Origin of the sequence: Amycolatopsis nivea, assembly GCF_004522235.1 — a bacterium.
Lineage (GTDB): Bacteria > Actinomycetota > Actinomycetes > Mycobacteriales > Pseudonocardiaceae > Amycolatopsis > Amycolatopsis nivea.
This window is the reverse complement of record NZ_SDLT01000006.1, coordinates 254,066-277,453: the sequence shown is the minus strand read 5'-3', so window position 1 is coordinate 277,453 and position 23,388 is coordinate 254,066. Positions and strand designations below refer to the sequence as shown.

15 protein-coding genes are annotated in these 23,388 nt (G+C 69.3%); 14 read left to right on the top strand and 1 reads right to left on the bottom strand.

The genetic code is table 11. From position 1 onward, the window contains the following. Positions 1 to 52 precede the first annotated feature (52 nt). From EIZ44_RS09895 to EIZ44_RS09845, 11 genes are all read left to right on the top strand, one after another. On the top strand, positions 53 to 1,069 hold the full coding sequence (locus tag EIZ44_RS09895; protein ID WP_134728364.1) for a PucR family transcriptional regulator: 1,017 nt from the start codon (positions 53 to 55) through the stop codon (positions 1,067 to 1,069). A 226-nt stretch (positions 1,070 to 1,295) separates the two neighbouring features. Further along, positions 1,296 to 3,599 (top strand): ATP-binding protein, encoded by a 2,304-nt coding sequence (locus tag EIZ44_RS09890; protein ID WP_134728363.1) that lies wholly within the window; start codon positions 1,296 to 1,298, stop codon positions 3,597 to 3,599. Between the two features lie 283 nt (positions 3,600 to 3,882). Then, positions 3,883 to 5,658: a sigma-54-dependent Fis family transcriptional regulator gene (locus tag EIZ44_RS09885; protein ID WP_134728362.1), complete on the top strand. Its 1,776-nt coding sequence runs from the start codon at positions 3,883 to 3,885 to the stop codon at positions 5,656 to 5,658. A gap of 169 nt (positions 5,659 to 5,827) precedes the next feature. Beyond that, positions 5,828 to 6,775: a C-terminal binding protein gene (locus tag EIZ44_RS09880; protein WP_134728361.1), complete on the top strand. Its 948-nt coding sequence runs from the start codon at positions 5,828 to 5,830 to the stop codon at positions 6,773 to 6,775. A gap of 18 nt (positions 6,776 to 6,793) precedes the next feature. After that, positions 6,794 to 8,071 (top strand): aspartate aminotransferase family protein, encoded by a 1,278-nt coding sequence (locus tag EIZ44_RS09875; RefSeq protein ID WP_205673093.1) that lies wholly within the window; start codon positions 6,794 to 6,796, stop codon positions 8,069 to 8,071. A 13-nt stretch (positions 8,072 to 8,084) separates the two neighbouring features. After that, positions 8,085 to 8,963, top strand: a complete 879-nt coding sequence (locus EIZ44_RS09870; protein ID WP_134728360.1) for a fumarylacetoacetate hydrolase family protein — start codon at positions 8,085 to 8,087, stop codon at positions 8,961 to 8,963. 54 nt (positions 8,964 to 9,017) lie between these two features. Beyond that, the gene (locus EIZ44_RS09865; RefSeq protein WP_134728359.1) at positions 9,018 to 11,114 is read left to right on the top strand and encodes a hydantoinase/oxoprolinase family protein; all 2,097 of its coding nucleotides are present in this window, start codon (positions 9,018 to 9,020) and stop codon (positions 11,112 to 11,114) included. A gap of 1 nt (position 11,115) precedes the next feature. Then, positions 11,116 to 12,882 (top strand): hydantoinase B/oxoprolinase family protein, encoded by a 1,767-nt coding sequence (locus EIZ44_RS09860; RefSeq protein WP_134728358.1) that lies wholly within the window; start codon positions 11,116 to 11,118, stop codon positions 12,880 to 12,882. Between the two features lie 5 nt (positions 12,883 to 12,887). Beyond that, a complete protein-coding gene (locus EIZ44_RS09855; protein WP_134728357.1) occupies positions 12,888 to 14,030 on the top strand; it encodes a Gfo/Idh/MocA family protein in 1,143 nt (380 codons plus the stop codon). Between the two features lie 77 nt (positions 14,031 to 14,107). Beyond that, on the top strand, positions 14,108 to 16,027 hold the full coding sequence (gene iolD, locus EIZ44_RS09850; RefSeq protein WP_134728356.1) for a 3D-(3,5/4)-trihydroxycyclohexane-1,2-dione acylhydrolase (decyclizing): 1,920 nt from the start codon (positions 14,108 to 14,110) through the stop codon (positions 16,025 to 16,027). Between the two features lie 95 nt (positions 16,028 to 16,122). Then, positions 16,123 to 17,478, top strand: a complete 1,356-nt coding sequence (locus tag EIZ44_RS09845) for an NAD-dependent succinate-semialdehyde dehydrogenase (protein WP_134728355.1) — start codon at positions 16,123 to 16,125, stop codon at positions 17,476 to 17,478. Positions 17,479 to 17,570: 92 nt separating this feature from the next. Here EIZ44_RS09845 and EIZ44_RS09840 read toward each other — a convergent pair whose 3' ends face one another. Then, the gene (locus EIZ44_RS09840) at positions 17,571 to 18,716 is read right to left on the bottom strand and encodes a Gfo/Idh/MocA family protein (RefSeq protein WP_134728354.1); all 1,146 of its coding nucleotides are present in this window, start codon (positions 18,714 to 18,716) and stop codon (positions 17,571 to 17,573) included. 294 nt (positions 18,717 to 19,010) lie between these two features. Between EIZ44_RS09840 and EIZ44_RS09835 the strand changes: the two genes are divergently transcribed. The 3 genes from EIZ44_RS09835 to EIZ44_RS09825 all read left to right on the top strand — a co-directional run bounded on the left by EIZ44_RS09835 (position 19,011) and on the right by EIZ44_RS09825 (position 23,378). Continuing rightward, positions 19,011 to 20,771 (top strand): IlvD/Edd family dehydratase, encoded by a 1,761-nt coding sequence (locus EIZ44_RS09835; RefSeq protein ID WP_134728353.1) that lies wholly within the window; start codon positions 19,011 to 19,013, stop codon positions 20,769 to 20,771. Between the two features lie 58 nt (positions 20,772 to 20,829). Beyond that, positions 20,830 to 21,801 carry a D-2-hydroxyacid dehydrogenase gene (locus EIZ44_RS09830; protein WP_134728352.1) on the top strand — a complete coding sequence of 324 codons (972 nt, stop codon included), beginning with the start codon at positions 20,830 to 20,832 and terminating at the stop codon, positions 21,799 to 21,801. Positions 21,802 to 21,920: 119 nt separating this feature from the next. Further along, positions 21,921 to 23,378, top strand: a complete 1,458-nt coding sequence (locus EIZ44_RS09825; protein WP_205673092.1) for an APC family permease — start codon at positions 21,921 to 21,923, stop codon at positions 23,376 to 23,378. Positions 23,379 to 23,388: the final 10 nt, after the last annotated feature.

Here is a 23,388-nt window from a genome sequence, read left to right as displayed (position 1 = left end):
ATACGTAGTTTCGACGACGCACCCGGACGATCCCGGCGGCGACGATCCGGACATGCTCACCGAGGAGCCGGCCGCGCAGGCAGTGCTGGACGAGGTCCGCTGGCGGCTGCCGGAGTCCGCGCGGCTGCTCGACCGCGGTGCGACGCGGTTCCTCGCGTTCGTCCTGGGCTGCACGCCGACCGGCGCAGCCCCGTTGGGCGCCGGGAACTTCCGTGCGCTCGGCGCCGCGGAGATGCGGGCAACGGGCGATCTCGACCGGCTGCATCGCGCGCTCACCGCGGGCGCCCGCCGAGCGCTGCCGGTGCTTGTCCGTTCGGCGGACTTCGCCGGAGCCGTCGAACGCTTGCTGGTCGGGGTCGACGCCGTCGCGCGGCTGGCCTCCGAAGGCGCGCGTGCCGCCGCCGCGGGTGATCGCGGGCGTGCCCGGGCCCGGCTGCTCGCCGAACTCGGCAAACCTCGGCCGGCGGCGCTCGACGACCTTGCCCGGCAGGCGGGCTGGCGGCTCCCGGACACCGTCGTCGCGGTGGCCCTCGACGTCGGTGAGCCGCGAACCGCGGACGGCGTGCTGTGCGACTTGTGCGGCCCGGAACCGTGGGCGGTCTTGCCCGCCGCGGTTCCGGTGCCGGACTTCGGGGTCCGCGCCGCGATCGGACCTGAGGTTGTCCCGGAGGAGACCGCCAGGTCGTTGCGCTGGGCTCGCCGCACCCTGAGCCTGCTTCGCCGCGGTGTGCTCCCGGACACGCGCGCCGTGCGCTGGGACGACCACCTCACCACGCACTGGCTGCTCGCCGACGATGTCCTGCGCTCCGCGCTGGAAACGAGCAGCCTCGCGCCGCTCGAAGTCCTCACGCGCACGGCACGGGAGCGGGCGGCGGAGACCTTGCTCGCCTTTCTCACCACGAGCGGCAGCGCCCCGGAGATCGCCGGGATCCTGGGCGTGCACCCGCAGACGGTCAGGAACCGCCTGCGGACCCTGACCACGCTCTTCGGCGACCGGCTCCACGATCCGGAGGAGCGGTTCGGCCTCGAGATTTCGCTGCGGGCGCGCAAGCTCCGGCCGGCCGGGTGACCAGCCGCCCGGAAAGAAGACCAGCCCCGGGGAGACCGTGAGCCTTCTGTCGCGCGCACCGTCGCCGAGGCAGGACACGTCCGAAGGCTCGTAGCGGTGCGACGACTGCTGACGTGCTCATCGTACTCCAGGCGAACCGGTTGCCGGACCCGGTCCTCCCGCGTGGACAACGGCCGTGGGTTTCGATCAAATGGGCGGGACCTGGACAGCTGCGGGAGTGGGAGCGATGGCGGACAGCGCGGCCGGGACGGCGGAGCTGACGAGTTACGTCGGGCGCGCCGACGCCGGCGAAGAGGTGCGGCGGCTGCTCGGCGAGTACCGGCTGGTCACTCTGACCGGGCCAGGCGGGGTGGGGAAGACCCGGCTGGCCGGGAGAGCCGCCAGTGCGTTCACCCGGGCGTTCCCGGACGGCGTCGCGATCGTTCCGCTCGGCGAGCTGCAGGACGCGAGCCTGCTCGCGCAGGCCGTCGCCGACGGCCTCGGCTTGCACGACACGGCCGACCGCAGCGCACAGGACGCGGTGCTGGCCTACTTGCGCGAGCGGCAGCTCCTCCTCTTGCTGGACAACTGCGAACACCTCGTCGACGGGTGCGCCGCGTTCGCCGCCATGTTGTTGCGCCGCTGTTCGAATCTGGTGATTCTGGCGACCAGCCGGTGCTCGCTCGACATCGCGGGGGAGTGCGTGCTGCCGATCGCCCCGCTGGCCGTTCCCGGCGATGATGTCGCCGGCCCGGACGAGGCGCTGGCCTCCGACGCCGTCCGGTTGTTCGTGGACCGGGCCTCGGCGGTGGTGCCGTCCTTCCGGCTCACCGAGAGCAACACCCGGGACGTGGCGAGCGTGTGCCGGCAGCTGGACGGCCTTCCCTTGGCCATCGAACTCGCCGCGGCCCGCCTGCGCACGTTGTCGCCGCGGCAGATCGCGGAGCGGCTCGGGGAGAGCCTGACGCTGCTGACCGGCGGCGCCAGGACGCTTCCTGACCGGCATCGCACTCTGCGCGCCGCCGTCGAGTGGAGCTATTCCTTGTGCGACGGCGCCGAACGTGCGGTGTGGGAACGCTGTTCGGTGTTCGCGGGCCCGTTCGACTTGTCCGCTGCCGAGGAGCTCGCCGAGACCAGCGATGCCGGCGAGGGTCCCGCGCTGGAGCGGGCGGCGGTGCTGGACGCCGTCGACGGCCTGGTCGGCAAGTCGGTCCTGATGCGCGTCGACGGCGAGACCCGGATGCGCTACCGGATGCTGCACGTACTGCGCGAGTTCGGGCAGGAGCGACTGGCCGCTTCCGGAACGTCCGAGTTGTTCGCGCGCCGGCACCGCGACCATCACGACCGGTTGCTCGAGCAGGCCGGCGACGAGTGGTTCGGGCCGGGGCAGGACGACTGGCTCGCGCGGCTGTCCGAGTCGCATGCCGACATCCGTGCCGCCCTGTCGTGGTCCCTGCGAACATCCGAGGACGCACTGGTCGCGTTGCGAATGTCGACCTGCCTGGTCGAATACTGGGCGGCACGCGGCGCCGCCCAGGAACTGCGGGAGTGGATCGACCGCTCGCTGTCGGCAGTCGCGCCCGACGCGCCGGGCCGGGCGCGGGGACAGGCCATCGCGGCCTTGTGCGCGGCACTGCACGCGGACGTGCCGCGGGCGCGTCAGCGGCTCGATTTGGCGGCGGCCGCCGAGGACGAGGACGCGGCGCCTTTTGTCGCCCACGCCGAAGCTTTCGTGGCGATGCTCGTGGTCGAACCGGGCGTCTTGGAACACGCCGCCGAGGCGGTGCGGATGTTCGGCGAACGAGGCGACCCGCGTCGGCAGATGCATCCGATGTTCCTCCAGGGAATCGCCATGGCGTACCGGGGAGATCTCGCCGGGGCCAGGGACCTGCTGGGGCGGATGCAGGGGATGTGCGCGGAGGCGGGAGACAAGCGGTACCGGTCGATGGCGTTGTTCGGGCTGGGCGTCGTCGAGGTCTGGCTGGGCGGAGACCTCGACGCCGGAGAGCGCGCGCTGCGGGAGGCGCTGCACATCGATCTGCAAGGTCCCGACGTGCTGTCGGCCGCCTACCGGGTCGACGGGCTCGCCTGGGTCGCGGCGAAACGAGGGGACGCCCTGCGGGCCGCGGGCTTGTTCGGCACCGCCGCCGCGCTGTGGGAGCGGTGCGGCAGCGAACCGGACGTCGCGGTGGCCATGCCGCACCGGGAAATGGTCAAAGCAACGCGCGACGCGCTCGGCGACGCCGACTTCGACACCGCGTTCGCCGCAGGCAAACAGCGGAACCCGCGGCACATCCTGGCCGCTGCCGACCCGACGCACCCTGGGCCTGGCCCGGCGTCATCCGGCCGTCCTTCGGCGCTTGTACCGCTGACCCGCCGCGAATCGGAGATCGCCCGGCTGGTCGCGGCCGGGCTGAGCAACCGCGAAATCGCCGCGCGGCTGGTCATCGCGCAGCGCACCGCCGAGACTCATCTCCAGCACATCATGAACAAGCTCGATCTCGGCAATCGGACCCAGGTCGCGATCTGGGTGAACGCGAAGCGGTCCTGATCGCGAATGATCGGCTGAGCCCCGGGGCCGAGCTCGTGGTCCCGCGCGGTTCGTGATTTCCGAGGCCCTGCCTTCGGCCTTCCGCCCCCGGGGCCCGGTCCGGCGAGCGGTCGAAGACTCCGGGGCCTCCGAACCTTGCCCTCAAGCATCGAGATCTCGACACCGTCGAGTCGATCGGTCGCGAACGCTGCCTGAACTGCTGGTCAAACGAGTATGGACAGTCTGTACCTAACGGGTGTTAGGATCAGGCCCTGGACGCATCGTCGACAAGGAAGTCAGCACCGTGCCAGTCACCTCGCGCACGCACAGCGTTTCGTCGGCACCGCATCGCGTGACCGAGATTCGCGAGTTGTTCCTGAGCCACGCCACCGATGATCTCTCGCGGCTCCGTCCGGTGGTCGCCCGTTCATGGCAGCGCAGCCGTGCCGCGGGGGTCGACGCGCAGGTCGACCGCGGTTACCACGACGAAGGGCGGGTCGACGAGCGCACCATCCTCGCTGCCGAGCCGCACTTGCGGAAGCTTGACGACGTCGCGGCGGACATCGGCGGGCACGTGAGCCTGAGTTCGCCGAACGGCGTGCTGGTCAATCCCGGTTTCCTGCGGGGCGACGCGGATTTCCCGCCCGGTTACTCGCTGCTGGAAGCGAGCTGCGGAAGCAACGGCGAAGGGGTCGCGCTGGAAGAGGGGCGCGGGGTCTGGCTCGCGCCCGAGGAGCACTTCCGCGAGGACATGCGCGGCAACTGGTGCTTCGCCTCGCTGGTGCGGGATCCGTTTCACAACCGGGTCCGCGCGGTGGTCGGGCTGACCTTGCCCGCCGCCAAGGTGCAGGGTCTCGAGCCGTCGTCGACGTTGCTGACGCTGGAAGGGATCGCGTCGCGGATCGAGCGCGATCTCGAGACACGGATGTCGTCGCGCGAGCGCACGCTCCTTCGCGAGTATCTCACCGTGTCGCGTCGCCGGGGGAAAGCTGCTGTCTTCGTGACCGACGGCAAGCATTCGTTCATGAACGCCGCGGCGACGTCGTCCTTGGACGGTGCTGATCTTTCCGTCCTCACCGGCTATGCCACGGGCGTGATGTCGTCGGGACAGGGTTCGAACGTGGAGGTGATGCTGACCGGTTTCGGACCGGCGAGCATCGAGGTTTCGCCAGTGGAGCTGCCCGGCGCGGGTTTTGGCGCTGTCGCGGTCGTGCGTCCCCAACTCGTGCGCCGGGCACGGATGCACGGGGATCCGGTGGTTTCGGCACCGGAGATTTCCTCGTCCGCTGACCAGTTTCCGCAGGGCATCGACGGACAGAGCATGTCGTTGCGGCGGACGGTCAGCTCGGCGCGGACCGCGGTCGAGCAGCGCCGGTCCGTGGCTGTTCTCGGAGAACCGGGCAGCGGCAAAGCGCGGTTGGTCGAGGCGATCGCCGGGGCTCTCGACGGCGTGATCCGCATCGACGCACGGGACGCGAACGCCAGCGCCCGGATCAGGGAGGCGATCGCCGGGCCCGGCTCTGTCTTCTGCATCGCGCACGCTGACGAACTCAAGCTTTCCGACGCACGCGACGTCGCCGCGCGGCTGCGAGGCAGTGCGCGCGACACCGCGATCATCACTGCCGCGAACGGCACGGACGCTGTTCGCGTGATCGCCGACGCCGGCGGGGCGCTCGAGGTCGTGCTCGCTCCGCTGCGGAGGCGTCGGGAAGACATTCCCTTGCTGGCCCGGGCGATCGCGAGGGAGAACGGCGATCGCCGGCTTTCGCGAAAGTTGGTCGCGACCCTCACCAACTCCGATTGGCCGGGCAACATCGCCCAGTTGCGCCAAGTGGTCTCGGACGCGGTCAGGCGATCCCGGGGGATCGAGGTCGGCGAGAACGATCTGCCCGAGGACTTCCACCGCCTGCTGACCAAGGGGCGGTTGTCGCGCCTGGAGGACGCGGAACTGGTCGAGATCCGCAGTGCGCTGCGCGAGGCGAAAGGCAACCGGCGGCTCGCCGCCGAGATACTCGAAATCGGGCGTTCCACTTTCTACCGCCGCATGGACTATTTCCGGAACCGGGGTTTCGACCTCTGACCGGACTCTGACCGGACGGCGAAACGGCCTGGCCCCACGGGGATCCGGGCCGTTTCGCCGTGCCCGGACACGACCTGGCGAAGTGTGTCGATCTGGGACGGAAAAGCGCGCTCGCGCCGGACTTTAATCGGGTGACGACGAGGTCCCGAAGCGAACAGGACGGCACGACATGAACAGCGACGAGCCGGGAACCATTCTGGTGGCCCCGCACCATTTCCCGGATCTGGATCGCGAGCACGCGCTCGCCGGCGAACTCGGCTACGAACTCGTGGCGGCGGCTGACGGAGACGCGTTCCGCGCGGGGCTGCCCGACGCCGAGGTCGTCATGGTCACGCCCTACGCACGGCTCACCGCCGAGGAATTCCCGGTCATGAAGAAGTGCCGCGCGGTGATCCGCTACGGCATGGGCTACGACAACATCGACGTCCAAGCCGCCGCGGCGGCGGGCATCCCGGTTTCGATCGTCCCGGGCACGGCGTCGGAAGAGGTCGCGTCGCATGCCTTCGCGATGGGCTTGGCGCTCGCGCGCCGGCTTCCCGCGGGAGACGCCGCTATCCGTGATTCCGGCTGGGCCGGGGTCATCGGTTACGACACCCCGGTGCTCTCGCAGCTCGACGTCGGAGTCGTGGGCCTCGGCCGGATCGGTCAGCACGTGGCGCGGATGTACTCCGCGGTCGGCGCGCGCGTACGCGGCTACGACCCGTTCATCACCGACGGTCCGGTCGAACTCAGCGACCTGAAGCACCTGCTCGAGAACTCCGACGTCGTCTCGTTGCATCTCCCGCTGAACGACGACACGCGGAACTTGGTGTCTACGGACGTGCTCGCGCGGATGCGCAAGGGCGCCGTGGTCGTGAACGTCTCGCGTGGCGGGCTGATCGACGAGGCAGCGCTCGCTGCGGCACTGGAGTCGGGCCACCTCGCCGGCGCCGGCATCGACACCTTTTCGCAGGAACCGGTCGCTGCCGACAATCCTCTGCGGTCCGCGCCCAACGCGATTCTCACGCCGCACATCGCCTGGCGTTCCAACCGTTCGACCGGGGCGCTGCAGGACGGCGCGGTCGAACGAGCGCGGTTCGCGCTCACCGGGCGCCCTCTCATCGACCTCGTGAACTGAAGAAGGGGGAAGACTGACGTGTCGACGAACACTCAGACCAACCGGGTCACCAGCAGCGCTGCGACGGTGGATCCGCACCTGCGCCGGGGCCCGCGCGGCTTTCCGCTCCTGCCGGGAGGCTACGGCCGCTCCACGTACTACACCGGCGCTCCGAGCCCGTACGCCGTTCGCGGCCAGGGCTGCCGGGTGTGGGACGACCGCGGCCGCGAGCTGATCGACGCGAACAACAACTTCACCTCGCTCATCCACGGCAACGCCCACCCGGAGATCACGGAAGCGGCGACCAAAGCGCTGTCGTCGGGAGCGAGCTGGGGCATTCCGAACCTCTACGAGTGGGAGCTGGCCGATCTCCTGCTGTCCCGGCTGCCCGATCTCGACCAGGTGCGGTTCGCGAACTCCGGCACCGAGGCCGTCATGTCGGCCATCCGGATCGCCCGGGGCAGCACCGGCCGCGAGCGCGTGATCGTGACCAAGGGCGGCTATCACGGCACGTCGGAGGTCGCTCTCGCCGCCGGCGGCCCGGCCAGCACCCGCGGTGTGCCCCGGGGGGTCACCGACGACGTCACGCGAGTTCCGCTGAACGACACCGAGTTCCTCCGCCAGGCGATCGAATCGGCGCCGGACGCCTACGCGGCGATCATCCTCGACCTGTTGCCGAATCGCGCGGGGCTGCTGCGCATCTCCGAAGATTTCGTGACCACGGCGCGAGAGCTCGCGACTCGCTACGGGATCGTCCTGATCATCGACGAGGTCATCAGCCTGCGGCTCGGCCCGCACGGCCTGAGCGGCGAGTACGGCGTTCCGCCGGATCTCCTGACGACCGGGAAGACGATCGGCGGGGGATTCGCGGTCGGCGCGGTCGCCGGTCTCGGCGAGCTGATGTCCGAAGTGGACCCGACGCGGCCGGGAAGCCTGCCGCACGGAGGAACTTTCTCCGGAAACCCGGTCAGCATGGCGGCCGGCGCCGCGGCGCTGCGCATCTACAGCGAGTCGGAAGTGAAGCGGCTGAACAGCCTCGGAGACGCCGCGCGCGAATCGGTCCAGGCCCGCGTCGCGGACGTTGGCTGGGAGGTGCGCGGCCAAGGCTCACTGCTCCGTGCCGTTCCCGCGGGCACCGAGAAGGTCGACGCGGAGACGCAACACCGGCTCTGGTGGGAGTCCTACGACCGCGGGCTGCTGGGCTCGCCGGCGAACCTGCTGTCGCTGTCGACCCCGATGGACAAGACGGTTGCCGACGAGATCGCGGACCGCCTCGCGGACGCCGTGCTCGCCGTCGCTGCCGGCGAGCGGAACTGAGAGGGCGGAAGCGATGCGAATGGTGTCCTATCGCGACGGGAGCGACACGCGAGGCGGGGTGCTCCTCGACGACGCGGTGTTCGACCTGGAGGGTTTGCTGAAGGCGGCCGGTGCGCTGCCGGTGTCGTCCGTCCGGGATTTTTTGTCCTTGCACGGCAACGAAATCGAGGCGTTCTCGATCAGCGTGGCGGGCTTGGTCGAGCGGAACCCGAGCACTCGGGTCGGCCCCCGCACCGAGGTGCGGTTGACCACCCCTGTGCCGGATCCGGCGAAGGTGCTCTGCGTCGGCTTGAACTACCGGGACCACGTCGCCGAGACCGGTCGCGCGCTGCCGGAATACCCCGACGTGTTCGTGAAGTTCGCGGCGACTCTCGTCGGACCCGAGGACGGGATCCAGGGCGCCGACGTCAGCGCGAACCTTGACTTCGAAGGCGAGGTGGCCGCGGTCATCGGGCGCGCGGCGCGGCACGTGCCGGAAGAAGAGGCGCTCGGCTACGTGGCCGGGCTCGCCCCGCTGAACGACATCTCGGCCCGCGACCTGCAGCACCGCGGTACACAGTGGACAGCGGGCAAGACCGTCGACCGCTCCACCCCGTGGGGCCCGGCGTTCGTCACGCTCGACGAGATCGGCGACCCGCAGGCACTCGAACTCGTGACCCGGGTCAACGGTGTGGAGATGCAGCACTCCAACACCCGGCACCAGATCTTCCCTATCGCCCGGATCGTCTCGTACCTGTCCGGTTTCCTCACGCTCGAGCCGGGCGACGTCATCGCGACCGGCACTCCGCAAGGAATCGGCGCGAAGCGCACTCCGCCGATCTGGCTGAAGCCCGGCGACACAGTCGAGATCGACGTGGAACGCGTCGGCGTCCTCAGCAACCAGGTCGCCTGACTCCGCCGCGGCGACATCGCATCCACCCGCAGCCCAGACAGACATGGAAGAAAGATGACCGACGCTCAGAAGCATTCCAGCGGTCACGGAACGAGGTACCGCATCGCCGTCGACACCGGCGGCACGTTCACCGACGTGGTCGTCGGCTCCGACCGCGGCGAAATGGCCGCCGGGAAGGCGCTCACCACCTACGACCGGGTGTTCACCGGCTTCGAGGCCGCGGTACGCCGTGCTGCCGGGTCCGTCGGCTGGGACGGCGACGAAGTGCTGCGCGACGCCGACGTGATCGTTTACGGCACCACGCATGCCACCAACGCCGTGCTCACCGGCAAAGTCGCCAAGACCGCGCTGCTCGTCACCGACGGTTTCGCCGACACCCTTCTGCTGCGCGAAGGCGGCCGCCGAGACGCCTTCGACTCGAAAGCCGCCTACCCCGGCCCGTACATCCCTCGTCGGCTGACGTATGAGATCCGGGAGCGGGTCACCGCCGAGGGCGACGTGCTGGTGCCCCTTGACGAGGAGCAGGTACGCAGCGTTCTGGCGACCCTGGCCGACGAGGGCGTCGAGGCGGTCGCCGTGTCGTTCCTCTGGTCGATCGTGAACGACGCGCACGAGACCCGGCTCGCCGAGTTGATCGAAGAGATCCTTCCGGGCGTTCCCTACACGCTTTCGCACCGGGCCAACCCGACGATCCGCGAGTACCGGCGGTCGTCCGCCGCCTCCATCGACGCGTCGCTCAAGCCCCTGATGGCTGATCATCTGGGCAAGCTGCGCGCCGATCTCGTGGAATCCGGGTTCGGGGGAGACCTGCTGGTCGTCACCTCCGAGGGTGCCGTGCTCGACGTCGCCGACGTGCTCGACCGGCCCGTGCTGCTGCTCAACTCGGGTCCGTCGATGGCCCCGCTCGTCGGCGCGGCGGCGGCGCCCGATCAAGAGACCGTCGTCGTCTGCGACATGGGCGGCACGACCTTCGACGTCTCGCTCGTCGAGCGGGGAGTGGTGCGCCACACCCGGGAAGCGTGGCTCGGCGAGCCCTTCGTCGGCCACCTCACCGGCCTGTCCTCGGTCGCGGTTTCGAGCATCGGAGCAGGCGGCGGCAGCATCGCCTGGATCGACGGCGGCGGCCTGCTGCGCGTCGGCCCGCAAAGCGCGCGCAGCGATCCCGGACCCGCGGCATACGGACGCGGCGGGAAGGAGCCGACCGTCACCGACGCGTGCGTCGTCCTCGGCTACCTCGACGCCAGCGGCTTCGAGGGCGGATTCACCCTCAACCGGGACGCCGCCGTCAGCGCGATCGAGTCGCGGATCGCCGGCCCGCTCGCCATGACCGTTCAGCAGGCGGCGCAAGCGATCCTCGACGTCTCGGCCAACCACATGGCGACGGCGATCCGGCAGGCCTCCCTCGAACAGGGCGTCGACCCGCGAGGCGCGCTCATCGTCGCCGGAGGCGGTGCCGGCGCGATGGTCGCCGCGGCGATCGGAGTGCTGCTGGAAGCCGACACGGTCCTCATCCCGGCGACCGCCGGGGTGCTCGCCGCATACGGCGCCCACCGCGCGCCGATCGCCACCGAGTTCCTCTCCCCGCTGCACAACGACACCCGCGCGTTCGACGCGGAGTCGGCGACGCGGGCCATCAAGGAGATCAGCGCGAAAGCCGCCGAGTTCGCAGCGCGTTTCGACCGTGTCGGCAGCGAGCCCGAGGTCACTTACTTCGTCGACGCCCGCTATCCCGGGCAGGCGTGGGATTTGCGCGTGCACCTCGACGGAGTGCCCGACGCCGCAGGCGAGGGAGCCGAGACCATCGAGCGCGCCTTCCACGCCGAGCATGACCGCCGCAACGGCACCCACGACGCACAAAGCCGCGTCGAGATCATCACCTGGGGCGTGCGCGTCGAAGTGCCGCGGCCGGAACAGCTCAAAGACACCGTCGCCGCGACCGGATCGCCCGAGTCGCATCGCGTCGATCCGATCACCTTCGGCGGCGAGAACTTCGAGACCACTCGCTACCGCGGCGTGACGCTCGGACCCGGCGACAAGATCGCCGGTCCGGCGGTGATCGACCAGCCCACGACGACCATCGTCGTGCCGCCGGAGTGGGACGCGACGCTCGACGACCGCTCCAACATCTACCTGACGCGCAAGGAGGCGTGACGTGCCACGCGAATTCGATCCAGTCAAGCTCGCGGTGCTGGCGAACGCCTTCGACGGCATCGTCCGCGAGATGACCAGCGGGCTGCTCCGGTCCGCACGGTCCTCGGTGATCAACACGGCACGGGATTTCTCCTGCGCCGTGCTGACCGCGGACAACCAGCTGCTCGCCGCCGCCGAAGGCGTGCCGGTGCACGTGTTCGGAGCCGGACCGCTCGGCGAGGACATGGTCGCGCTGCACGACGACATCCGCGAGGGCGACGCGTTCCTGCACAACGACCCGTATCTGGGCAACTCGCACGCGGCCGACCACTGCATTCTCGTGCCGATTTTCGTCGAGGGACGGCACTTGTTCACCGCGGTCACCAAGGCGCACCAGGCCGACTGCGGCAACGCCCTTCCGACGACGTTCTACGCGACCGCTCGCGACGTCTACGAGGAAGGCGCGCTGATCTTCCCCTGCGTGCGGATCCAGCGCGACTACGCCGACGTCGACGACATCATCCGGATGTGCCATTCCCGGATCCGTGTGCCCGACCAGTGGTACGGCGACTATCTCGCGTCCGTCGGCGCCTCGCGGATCGCGGAGCGACGCACACAGGAACTCGCGGCGAAGTTCGGCGCGGACACTCTCGTCGAGTTCGTCGACGCCTGGTTCGACTATTCGGAGCGCCTCGCGACCAGCGCGGTCGAGACCCTGCCGGAGCGAGTCCTCACCGGCTCGACAACCCACGACCCGTTCCCCGGCACCGGTCCCGACGGGGTTCCGGTGAACGCCACGATCTCGGTCAAGCCCACCGAAGGCCGCGTCACGATCGACCTTCGCGACAACCCCGACAACCTGCCCAACGGGCTCAACCTGACGCGGGCGACGGCGACCGGGGCAGCGCTGGCCGGGATCCTTTCTGGACTCCCGGAGTCCTTGCCCAGCAACGCGGGCACGTTCCGGCGCTTCGAGGTGCTCCTGCGCGAGGGCTGCGCGGTCGGCGTGGCGAAGCACCCCTACTCGTGCTCGTCGGGCACGACGAACCTGGCGGACCGGGTCGTCAACATCGTCCAGTCGGCGTTCTCGCAGATCGAGGACGGGTACGGCACCGCCGAGGGCGCGACCGGCCAGGCGCCGGCGAAGTCCGTGATCTCGGGCATCGACGAGCGGACCGGAAACGCCTACGTGAACCAGATCCTGGTCGGCGGCGTCGGCGGTCCGGCGACCCCGTATGTCGACGGCTGGCCGACCTACCAGCGTCCCGTTTGCGGCGCCCTGCTGTACCACGACAGCGTCGAGGTCGACGAGCAGCGCTACCCGATCCTGGTGCACGAACGCGTGCTCGTCGCGGATTCAGGCGGCGCCGGCCGGCAGCGCGGGGGACTCGCGTCGCGCGTGACGATCGAGGCCCGCGACGACGACGTGACCCTCACCTACGGGATCGAAAGCAAGTTCAACCCGCCCAAGGGTGTCCGCGGCGGGGCAGACGGAGCCGTTCCGAAGGCCTGGGTCGAAGCCCTCGACGGCAATCGCAAGGAGATCCCGGTTGTCGGCCGCTACGACATGGCGCGCGGCGAGAAGGTCGTGTCGATCACGCCGGGCGGCGGCGGTTACGGCGATCCGCTCGACCGGGCATCGACAGCCGTGCTCGACGACCTCAGCGAAGGCCGCGTCACCCCGGAAGCGGCGCTCGCCGTGTACGGCGTCGTGATCACCGGCGGCCTCATCGACGACGCTGCGACGCGGAAGCTTCGCAACGAGCGTCGCAACCCGGAAGCGAAGTGAGACAGATGGATCCCATCCGAGTCGGCGTCATCGGCGTCGGAAACGTGCTCAACCAGTACCTAGACAAGATCGGGGTCCACCCCGACGTCGAGATCGTCGCGCTCGCCGACGTCAACGCGGAAGCCGCCCGCAAGCGCGCGGCGGAGTACTCGGTGCCGAAAGCCCTCGCGCCTGACGAGCTGCTCGCCGATCCCGACGTGGAGCTGGTGCTCAACCTGACTCCGCCCGAGCTGCACGCGCCGGTCACGCTGAACGCGATCGCCGCCGGAAAGCACGTGCTGTCGGAGAAGCCGTTCGCGATGTCGCTGGAGGAGGCGCGGCAGATCCTGGACGCCGCCAAGGCCGCGGGCGTGCACGTCGGTTCCGCGCCGACGACCTTCCTCGGGTCGGGGATGCAGACCAGCCGCAAGCTCATCGACGACGGATGGATCGGCAGGCCCGTCGCCGTCTTCGGTTCGTTCGCCAACCGCGGCTACGAGCACTGGCATCCGAACATCGATCCCTTCTACAGCCCGGGCGTCGGCCCTATGCTCGACATCGGCCCGTACCTCGTCACGAACCTGGTGAACTTCCTCGGCCCGGCGAAACGAGTGTCCGCCAGCGCTCCGCGGTCCTCCGAGACCCGCCCCCGGCCCGACGGCAAGGGCGGCTACGACGGGGTCATCGACATCAAGACCCCGACTCACGTCACCGGCGTGATCGACTTCGAGTCCGGCGCGACCGCGACGCTGATCGTGAGCTGGGACGTGTGGAACCACAACCTCCCGCACCTGGAGATCTACGGCACGAGCGGATCGATCGCCGCGCCCAACCCGGATCACTTCTCCGGAGCGCCGATCCTCCGCCGCGGCGAGCCCCGCGACCTCGCCCTGGACATGACGCCGCCCGGCGGCGGCGACTGGCGCGAAACGCCCATCACGCACCGCGACGACGCCTACCGCGGGATCGGCCTGGCCGAGTTCGGGCACGCGATCCGGAACGGACTCGAGCCTCGGACCGGCGCCGCCTTCTCCTACCACGTGCTCGAAGTGCTGGTGGCCTTTGAGAAGTCGTCGGAGCTGGGCCGCCATGTCGAGATCGAGAGCACCTGCGAACGGCCTCGCCCGCTTCCGTCGACCGGACCGCACGAGCCTTACCGATTCGACTGACCGAGTTCGCGGATCCGTTGCCGCGGCCCGATTCCGGCGACGCCGCACCGTTTCGAACCACCGACCCAGGAGAACGCATGAACACCAAGAACGTGCGCCGGCGCACTGTCGCGCAGGCGATCGTCGAGTACCTGCAGGTCCAGTACAGCGAACTCGACGGGGAGCGCCGCCGCCTGGTCCCCGGGATGTACGGGATCTTCGGCCATGGCAACTCGGTCGGCCTGGCCCAGGGCATCGACGAGTACGGGGCGGACTTCCCGCACTTCGCCGGCAAGAACGAGCAGTCGATGGTGCACGCGGCCATCGGGTACGCCCGGGCGAACAATCGCGCCGCGACCCTCGCTTGCACCGCCTCGGCCGGCCCGGGCTCGACCAACATGGTCACCGGTGCCGCCACCGCGACCACGAACCGGCTCCCGGTCCTGCTTTTCCCCGCGGACATCATCAACAACCGCAAGGGCGACCCGGTGCTGCAGCAGATCGAGCACCCGGTGGAGCGGGATGTGTCGGCCAACGACGCCTTCCGCCCGGTGAGCCGGTACTTCGACCGGATCACCACTCCGTCCCAGCTGCTCGTCACCCTGCCGGAGGCGATGCGGGTGCTGACCGATCCGGTCGAGACCGGCGCCGTCGTCGTCTGCCTGCCGCAGGACGTCCAGGGCGAGGCCTACGACTTCCCCGAGGAGTTCTTCGCCCCGCGCGTCTGGCACATCCGACGCCGTCCGGCCGCGGAGGCGGAGATCCGCGACGCGATCGAGATCATCCGCCGGGCGCAGCGGCCGATGTTCGTCGCCGGCGGCGGCGTGCGCTATTCGGACGCGGCCGAGGAGCTCGCGCGGCTCAGCGCCGACTTCGGCATTCCCGTCGCGGAGACCTATGCGGGCAAGGGGACGGGGCCGATCTCGGACCTGAACCTCGGTGGACTTGGCGTCGACGGAACCGTCGGCGCGACCGAGATCGCCGGGCGCGCGGACTGCGTGATCAGCGTCGGCTCCCGGCTGCAGGACTTCATCACCGCGTCGCACTCGCTGTTCGAGCACCCCGACGTGAAGCTGGTGCACTTGAACGTCAGCTCCTTCGACGCGCACAAAATGGGTTCGTATCCCGTCGTCGGAGACGCGAAGCTCTCGCTCGCCGCGCTGCACGAGGGGCTGGCCGCGGCCGGGTACCAGAGCATCGGGGGATACCGGGACGAGATCGCGAGCGCGCGCATGAAGACTGCCGACGCACTCGAGAACGACCTGCGGGAAATCCCCGGCGAGAACATGAGCCAGGCGCAGGTGATCGACGCGCTGAACAAGCAGGCGGAAGCCGACGACACCCTCGTGCTCGGTTCCGGCGGCGTGGTCGGCGGCGTCCACAAGGCCTGGGACACCTCGAACGGCGCCACGGTCCTGTCCGAGTACGCGAACTCCTGTATGGGCCACGAGCTTCCCGCCGGTCTCGGCTACCGGCTCGCCCGCCCGGACGCGCCGGGCGAGGTTTTCGTCCTGATCGGCGACGGCACGTATTACATGCAGCCGACCGAGCTCATCACCGCGGTCCAGGAGCACCGGAAGATCGTGGTCGTGGTCATCGACAACAGCGGGCACCAGTGCATCTGGCCGCTGCAGGTCGCGAAGGGCGGTCCGGGCCACGAGTTCGGCACCCAGCTGCGCGAGCGGAACGCGAAGACCGGGCGCTTGGACGGCCCCGTCGTTCCCGTCGACATCGCCGCGAACGCGGCCAGCATGGGCGCCGCTTCGTGGTCGGCCACGACGATCGAGGAGTTCACCTCGGCGCTCAAGGAGGCGCGCGCGGTCGAGGGACGCCCGGCTGTCGTCGTGGCTCACGTGGAGCCGTGGCGCTACCTCACGGGCAACGGCACCTTCTGGGACGTCGGCGCCGCGATGACTTCGCAGCGGCCCGAAACCCTGGAAGGCGGCGAAAAGCACCGCGAAGGACGGGAGCGCCAGCGCTATTACGCGCCGACGGTCGCTCCCGGCAGCGAAGCCTGATCGCCCGGACCGCTGCGGCTGCCCCGCCGAATTCCTTTGCGGGGCATCCGTTCCTTTCCCGCGCACCATCGACAGCCCGAGACGAAGGAGAAGACATGGGCACCTTCGCCGTTACCGATCCGTCCACCGGCGAAACCGTCGCCGAATATCCCTCGGCGACCGCGGAGGAGATCGAGGCCGCCCTCGCCGCCACGCACCGGACGTACCACGAGTGGTTCCGCCGGACCATGGTGCGCGAGCGCGCCGTGCCTGCTCGCCGGCTCGCCGAGCTTTTCCTTGAGCGCCAGGACAAACTCGCGAAGATCATCAACCGCGAGATGGGCAAGCCGATTCCGCAGGCGCTCGGCGAGATCCGGTTCTCGTCGAAGATCTGCGCCGCCTTCGCCGACAACGCGGAGGAGTGGCTGGCCGACGAACAGCTCGAGGTGGCTGACGGACTGCGGACCTTCTTCCGGTACCAGGGTCTCGGCGCGATCCTCGGGATCATGCCGTGGAACTACCCGTACTACCAGGTCGTGCGCTTCGCGGTGCCGAACCTGATCCTCGGCAACACCGTCCTCCTGCGGCACGCCAGCCAGTGCCCGGAGTCGGCGCTCGCGCTGCAGCAGCTGTTTCTCGACGCCGGGTTCCCCGAAGGCGCGTATGTGAACGTGTTCTCGACCCACGAGCAGAGCGCCGCCATGATCGCCGACGACCGGGTGCAGGGCGTCTCGCTGACCGGTTCCGAACGCGCCGGCGCGATCGTCGCCGAGCAGGCCGGCCGTGCCTTGAAGAAGTGCGTGCTGGAACTCGGCGGCTCCGACGTGTTCCTGGTGCTCGACGTCGCCGACCTCGACCACGCGGTCGAGCACGCGGTGGCCGGCCGCATGGACAACACCGGACAGAGCTGCATGGGCTCCAAGCGCATCGTCGTCCTCGACCGGCACTTCGACGAGTTCACGGCGAAGTTCACCGCCGCGATCGGAGCCCAGTCGTACGAAAACGGCGATTTCGGGCCGCTCTCGTCCGACTCCGCGACCAGGACCCTGAAGGCGCAGGTGGGGGAGGCGATCGAGCAGGGCGCGACGGTCCTCGTCGGGGACAACGAGCCGCGGGGCAACGTCTACACGCCGAGCATCATCGGCGACATCACCTCGGACATGGCCGTCTACAGCGAGGAACTGTTCGGCCCGGTCGCGCAGCTCTACCGGGTTTCCAGCGACGAGGAGGCGATCGAGCTCGCCAACTCCTCGCCCTACGGACTCGGCTCGGTCGTGATGTGCGACGACCTGGAGCGGGCCGAACGGGTCGGCGACCAGCTCGACGTCGGCATGGTCTTCATCAACGCCAACGGTCTTGGCGGTCCGGACGTGCCCTTCGGCGGAGTCAAGAAATCGGGCTACGGCCGTGAGATGGGCAGGGTCGGCATGCTCGAGTTCGCGAACAAGAAACTTTACCGTTTCGCGAAGTAGGCGCCAGCTCTGTTTTGGCGGCTGCTTTCCGGTCGCGAGACGCGGAAGGGGCGGGGCTCCCGGAGCCCCGCCCCTTCCGCGTGCTTTGTGTTTTACAGCTGAGTGGTGGTCGCTCCGGTCACGGCGGGAACGTCGATCCATTGGCCGGACTCGGCGCTGCGAAGCGACACATCCACCAGCTCGGAGGCGGACCAGCCGTCCGCCGCGGACGGCGCGAGCTGCTCGCCCTCAGCGACCGAGCGGAGGAACAGCGCCGCCTCGATCGTTTTGAGGTCGTTGAACCCGATGCCGGGTCCCGCGTTGGGCTGGAAACGCGCGAACTCCCCGAACGACGTCGGTGTCATCACTGTGCGGTAGCCGGTGCCGTCGTCGGCGACCTCGAGCTGGTTCATGCGGTCGAAGTTCCAGCGCAGCGAACCATCGGTGCCGTAGACCTCGATGATGTACTCGGCGTGCGGGCCGACGGCGACCCGAGTCGTTTCGAGGACGCCGATCGCGCCGCCGTCGAAGCGGGCGAGAAGCGCGGCGTAGTCCTCGTTCTCGACCTCCTTGGCTCCGCCGCCGGGAAGCGGGCGCTGCCGGATGAAACGTTCGGTCACCGCGTTCACCGAGGTGATCGGAGCTACGAGGAACTGCGCCAGGTCGAAGGCGTGGCTCAGCACGTCGCCGAGCGCCCCGGAACCGGCTTGCGCCTGCTCGTACCGCCAGGTGAAGCCCTGGTTGGGATCGGAGGCGTAGCTGGTGATCATGCGGATCTGCAGGTTGGTGATGCGTCCGAGCGCGCCGGAGCGGATCAGACGGCGGGCCTCGGCGACCGCGGGAGCGTGCCGGTAGTTGAAGCCGACCGCCGTGCACAGCCCCGCCGCGGCGGCGGCTTCGGCGATCTCTCGCGACTCGCGGGCGTTGCGGCCCATGGGCTTTTCGATCCAGAAGTGCTTTCCGGCCTCGACAGTGGCCAGCGCGATCTCGTGATGCAGGAAGGGCGGAGAGCAGATCGACACGACGTCGACGTCCGGATGCGCGAGGAGTTCGCGGTAGTCGGTCGTGGTCTCGCGGAATCCGAGCGCTTCGGTCGCGTGGGCACGCCCGGCCGGATCCGGTTCGGCGGCGATCACGAGTTCCGCCCGCTGGGGCAGTTCCGGGAAGAATTGCCGGCTCTGGAGATAGGAGCGCGCGTGGAGGCGCCCCATGACCCCGACGGAGATCAGGCCGACTCCGATGCTGTTCTTCTCTGGCAAGGCGACTCCTTCGTTGACGCGTGGTGCGGGCCAGCCTAGGAAGGCAGCGGCGGCGGACGGTGTGTCAATCTGGAACATCGCCGCCGCTCGCCCCGCTGCTGTACTTGCGGCCACAGGCGAACAGGCGCGCCGCGCCGGGAACGGTGCGTGCCGATCCCGGGCTCCGCCGCCGGAACCGTTGCGGCCGCGGCGAAACTGCTCGCCGGGTGCGGAGCCGTTCGACCCGCATCGCTCGAACCGTCCCGCGTCAGCGCGGGCCGATCACCACCACGCCCCGTGCAAGGAGCAGCGAACATGCCCGACCCGAACACCAGTCACCTCCGCAGCGCGCGGTGGTTCGGCCCGCACGACCTGACGGGATTCATCCACCGCACCGCGATCCAGGCCGAAGGCTTCTCGAAGTTCGCGGTCAAGGACCGCCCGGTCGTCGGGATCGCCAACTCGTGGTCGGAGCTGGTCAACTGCAACATCCACTTCAAACTGCTGGCCGAAGCCGTCAAGCGCGGCGTGCTGATGGCCGGCGGCCTGCCGCTGGAGTTCCCGACCATCTCGCTCGGCGAGAGCCTGATGAAACCGTCGGCGATGCAGTTCCGCAACCTCATGGCCATGGACGTCGAGGAGTCCATCCGCGCCTACCCGCTCGACGCGATCGTGCTGCTCGGCGGGTGCGACAAGACGGTTCCGGCTCAGCTCATGGGCGCGGCGAGCGCGGGCGTTCCGGCGATCATGCTCACCGGCGGCCCCCAGGAACCCGCGTATTTCCGCGGCCGTCAGCTCGGCGTCGGCACCGACACGTGGAAGTACGCCGACGAACTGCGCGCGGGACAGATCACCCAGGAGGACTTCAACGACCTCGAGGCGAGTGCGAAGCCCACCGCGGGGCACTGCAGCGAGATGGGCACGGCGTCGACCATGACTTCCCTGGTCGAGGCCCTCGGCATGTGCCTGCCCAAGACCGCCTCGATTCCCGCCGTGGACTCCCGCCGGGCCGCGGCGGCCGAGGCCACCGGCCGCCGAGCCGTCGAGATGGCGCTCACCTCAGGCCCCAAACCGAGCGAGGTGCTCACCGAGCAGGCGTTCGACAACGCGATCACCCTGCTCATGGCCGTCGGCGGATCGACCAACGCCGTCGTGCACCTGCTGGCGCTCGCGCGGCGGGTCGGCTACGACCTGCGGCTCGACCGCTTCCACGACATCTCGATTCGCACCCCCCGAATCGTCAACGTGCGCCCCTCGGGAGAACATCTCGTCAAGCAGCTGTTCAACGCCGGCGGCATCTCCGCGGTGCTGAAGCAGCTGGACCCATTACTGCACGGCGAGGCGATCACCGTCACCGGCGAGACGCTGGCCGACGGCTACCGCGACGCCGCGGAGCCGGACGGACAGGTGATCAGCAAGCTCGACCAGCCGTTCGACGATTCGGGCGGCATCGCGGTGGTGCGCGGTTCGCTCGCCCCCAATGGCGCGGTCATCAAGCGGAGCGCCGCTTCGCCCGAGCTGCTGAAGCACCGGGGCCCGGCGGTCGTGTTCGAGGACATCTACGACCTCGGGCGCCGGATCGACGACCCGAGTCTCGCCATCACCGAGGATTCGGTGCTGGTGCTGCGCAACAGCGGGCCGACGGGCGCGCCCGGCATGCCGGAGTGGGGGATGCTGCCCATCCCCGAGCGGCTCCTGCGCCGAGGCGTCCGCGACCTCGTGCGGATTTCGGATGCCCGGATGAGCGGCACCGCGTTCGGCACGACCGTCCTCCACGTGTCGCCCGAGGCCGCGGTCGGGGGACCGCTGGCCGCCGTGCGCGACGGCGATCCCATCGTTCTCGACGTCGAGAACCAGCGGCTCGACCTGGACATCCCGGACGAGGAGATCGCACGGCGGCTCGCGAACGTCGAGCTGCCCGCCCCGAAATACCGCCGCGGCTACGGACGGCTCTTCCTCGACCACGTCACGCAAGCCGACGAGGGATGCGACTTCGACTTCCTGCACAAGCTGCCGGACGAAGAGCCGCAACGGCTCCCTTACGGCCTCACCAGCGGATGGCAGGGCGGCTGGTGATCGGCCGCGCCAACCCCGCGGCGATCCGCCGAGACACCGTCCGAAGTGGAGAAAACAGATGAACCGCCCGAAAGTCATCGTCGTCGTTTCCCCGGAACGGCAAGCCCCGCCGCTCGCGGCGCTGGAACCCGAGGCGGAGACCGTCCTCGTGCGCACCGCCGACGAGTTGCGCGCCGCCCAGGAGGACGCCGAAATCCTGTTCCTGAACGACTTTCGCAGCACCCTGCTGCGCGAGGTCGGGCCGGGACGGCTGCGCTGGATCCACACCTCCAGCATCGGCATGGATCCGCTCTTGACCGAAGCGATCGTGCACAGCGACATCGTGGCCAGCAATTCGCGCGGGGTCTGCGAACGGCCGATCGCGGAATGGGTCCTCGGCGTGCTGCTGATGTTCGCCAAAGACCTCCGGCGCACGATCGAACTGCAGGACGAGCACCGGTGGCAGCACCGGGAAACCGAACCGATCCTCGGCCGGAAGGTGCTCGTCGCGGGTCCCGGGCCGGTAGGGCGGGAAACCGTGCTGCTCCTGCGTGCCGCGGGCATGGACGTCACCGTCGTGGGACGGACCGCCCGGCAGGACCCCGAACTCGGCGCCGTCGCGGCGATCGGCGAGATCGACGAATTGCTCCCGGAAGCGGACGATGTCGTGCTGACCCTGCCGCTGACCGAGGACACACGGGGCATGTTCGACGCGGCCCGCCTGTCCGGAATGCGGCGAGGGGCCCGGCTGGTCAACGTGGGCCGCGGTGCCGTGGTCGTCGCCGACGATCTGCTCGCCGCGATCGACAGCGGGCACCTCGGCGCCGCGGCTCTCGACGTGTTCGAGCAGGAGCCGCTGCCCGCCGACAGTCCGTTGTGGAGCCGGAACCGGATCCTGGTTTCTCCGCACGCGTCGGGAGATCTGGTGGGCTGGCGCGGCCGCGTAGTCGACTGCTTCGTCGAGAATCTGCGGCGCTGGAAGGCAGGCGAACCGCTGCGCGACGTCGTCGACCTGCGCGCCATCGGAGTCACGGCGTCGCCGACGCGCTGAACTCTTCACGCGGCAGGCGCGTTCGGCGAGTGTCTCACACTGGCACAAAAAGGTGTGCGGACGCACGATTAGCGTCATGCCATTCCAAGCGACTCAACGACGAGGTTGACGAGGTCACTATGGTGGGCAACACCGAAGCAGCGACGCCGGCGGCGGCGACCGAGGGGCTGCGGCTCCGCGGCAACATGGGTATCGGAGCGCTCGTGATGAGCGTGCTCGCGTTCGCCTCGCCCCTGGCGACCGTCGCGGGCACCATGCCCGTGTTGATGATGTTCAGCGGCAAGGCAGCGCCGGGCATCTACCTCATCATGACGGCGATGCTGCTCATTTTCTCGGTGGGTTTCGTGAAGATGAGCCGCTCGATCGAGAATCCCGGCGGCTTCTACTCCTTCATCACCGCCGGCCTCGGCAAAACGACCGGCCTCGGCGGCGCGTTCCTGGCGTACGTCGGCTATCTCCTGATCGGCTTCTTCGCACCCGCGTTCTTCGCGGTGACGCTGCAGGCGTTCGTCGCGAAAACCCTTCACGGCCCCGACATCCCGTGGTACTGGTACGCGCTCGCGATCACTGCCGCCACCACCTTCCTCGCCTATTGCCGCATCGATCTCTCGGCAAAGGTGCTCACGGTGGCGATGATCCTCGAGGTCGTGATCGTCATTGCGTTCGACGTGGTTTCGTTCGCGACCAGCGGCGGGCGCGTCGCGCACGGAATCGGCTTCTCGATGCCGTGGTTGACCGACGCCGGCCTGGGATTGGCTCTCCTGTTCGCGATCGGCAACTTCTTCGGCTTCGAAGCGACGGTGATCTTCCGCGACGAGGTCAAGAACCCGGACCGGACCATTCCGCGCGCGACGTACCTCGCTGTCGCCGGCATCGGCCTGTTCTACGTGATCGCGGCGTGGGGATACATCGCGTACCTCGGCGCGGACCGAGCGCAAGAGGCGGCGCGCACGAACACCGTCGGGCTGTTCCACGACTCGGCGGCGCAACTGGTCGGGGTGGTTTTCTCCGACGTGGTCTCGCTTTTCCTGATCACCTCCGTTCTCGCGTCGATGCTGTCCATTCAGAACATCGCCGCCCGCTACAGCTTCTCGCTCGCCTCGGACGGGGCGTTGCCGCGCGTGCTCGGCCGCGTGCACAAACGGCACCGCTCGCCCTATGTCTCCGCGCTGACCGTAGGCTTCCTCTGGGCGCTGGCAATCGTTGTGCTGGCCGCGCTCGGCGTCAGCCCGGACGCCATCTACCCGATCGCCAGCGGCAGCGGCACTTTCAACGTCCTGCTGCTCATGTTCGTCGTGAGCCTGGCGGTGCTGGTGTATTTCCTCCGCCGTCGCCGGCAGGCGTCCGAACCGCTGTGGAACACCGTGATCGCGCCGGCGATCAGCATGGTGTTCCTGGGCGCGGTGACCTATCTGGCCGTCGCGAACTACCCCGAGCTCATCGGCGGGTCGGCTCTGGTGACGGTGATCTTCATGGCGTTCACCTTCGCGCTGTTCCTCGGCGGCGTGCTGTACGCCGGGTATCTGCGCAGGAAACGCCCCGAGGTCTATGCGAAACTCGGCCGGGAGCGGCTCTGACCCGCTCGCC

Excerpts from the sequence above, each read along its gene's own strand:
- EIZ44_RS09895 (WP_134728364.1), top strand. The coding sequence starts at position 53 with ATGCTCACCGAGGAGCCGGCCGCGCAGGCAGTGCTGGACGAGGTCCGC.
- EIZ44_RS09890 (WP_134728363.1), top strand. The coding sequence starts at position 1,296 with ATGGCGGACAGCGCGGCCGGGACGGCGGAGCTGACGAGTTACGTCGGG.
- EIZ44_RS09880 (WP_134728361.1), top strand. The coding sequence starts at position 5,828 with ATGAACAGCGACGAGCCGGGAACCATTCTGGTGGCCCCGCACCATTTC.
- EIZ44_RS09870 (WP_134728360.1), top strand. The coding sequence starts at position 8,085 with ATGCGAATGGTGTCCTATCGCGACGGGAGCGACACGCGAGGCGGGGTG.
- EIZ44_RS09865 (WP_134728359.1), top strand. The coding sequence starts at position 9,018 with ATGACCGACGCTCAGAAGCATTCCAGCGGTCACGGAACGAGGTACCGC.
- EIZ44_RS09855 (WP_134728357.1), top strand. The coding sequence starts at position 12,888 with ATGGATCCCATCCGAGTCGGCGTCATCGGCGTCGGAAACGTGCTCAAC.
- iolD (WP_134728356.1), top strand. The coding sequence starts at position 14,108 with ATGAACACCAAGAACGTGCGCCGGCGCACTGTCGCGCAGGCGATCGTC.
- EIZ44_RS09845 (WP_134728355.1), top strand. The coding sequence starts at position 16,123 with ATGGGCACCTTCGCCGTTACCGATCCGTCCACCGGCGAAACCGTCGCC.
- EIZ44_RS09835 (WP_134728353.1), top strand. The coding sequence starts at position 19,011 with ATGCCCGACCCGAACACCAGTCACCTCCGCAGCGCGCGGTGGTTCGGC.
- EIZ44_RS09830 (WP_134728352.1), top strand. The coding sequence starts at position 20,830 with ATGAACCGCCCGAAAGTCATCGTCGTCGTTTCCCCGGAACGGCAAGCC.
- EIZ44_RS09825 (WP_205673092.1), top strand. The coding sequence starts at position 21,921 with ATGGTGGGCAACACCGAAGCAGCGACGCCGGCGGCGGCGACCGAGGGG.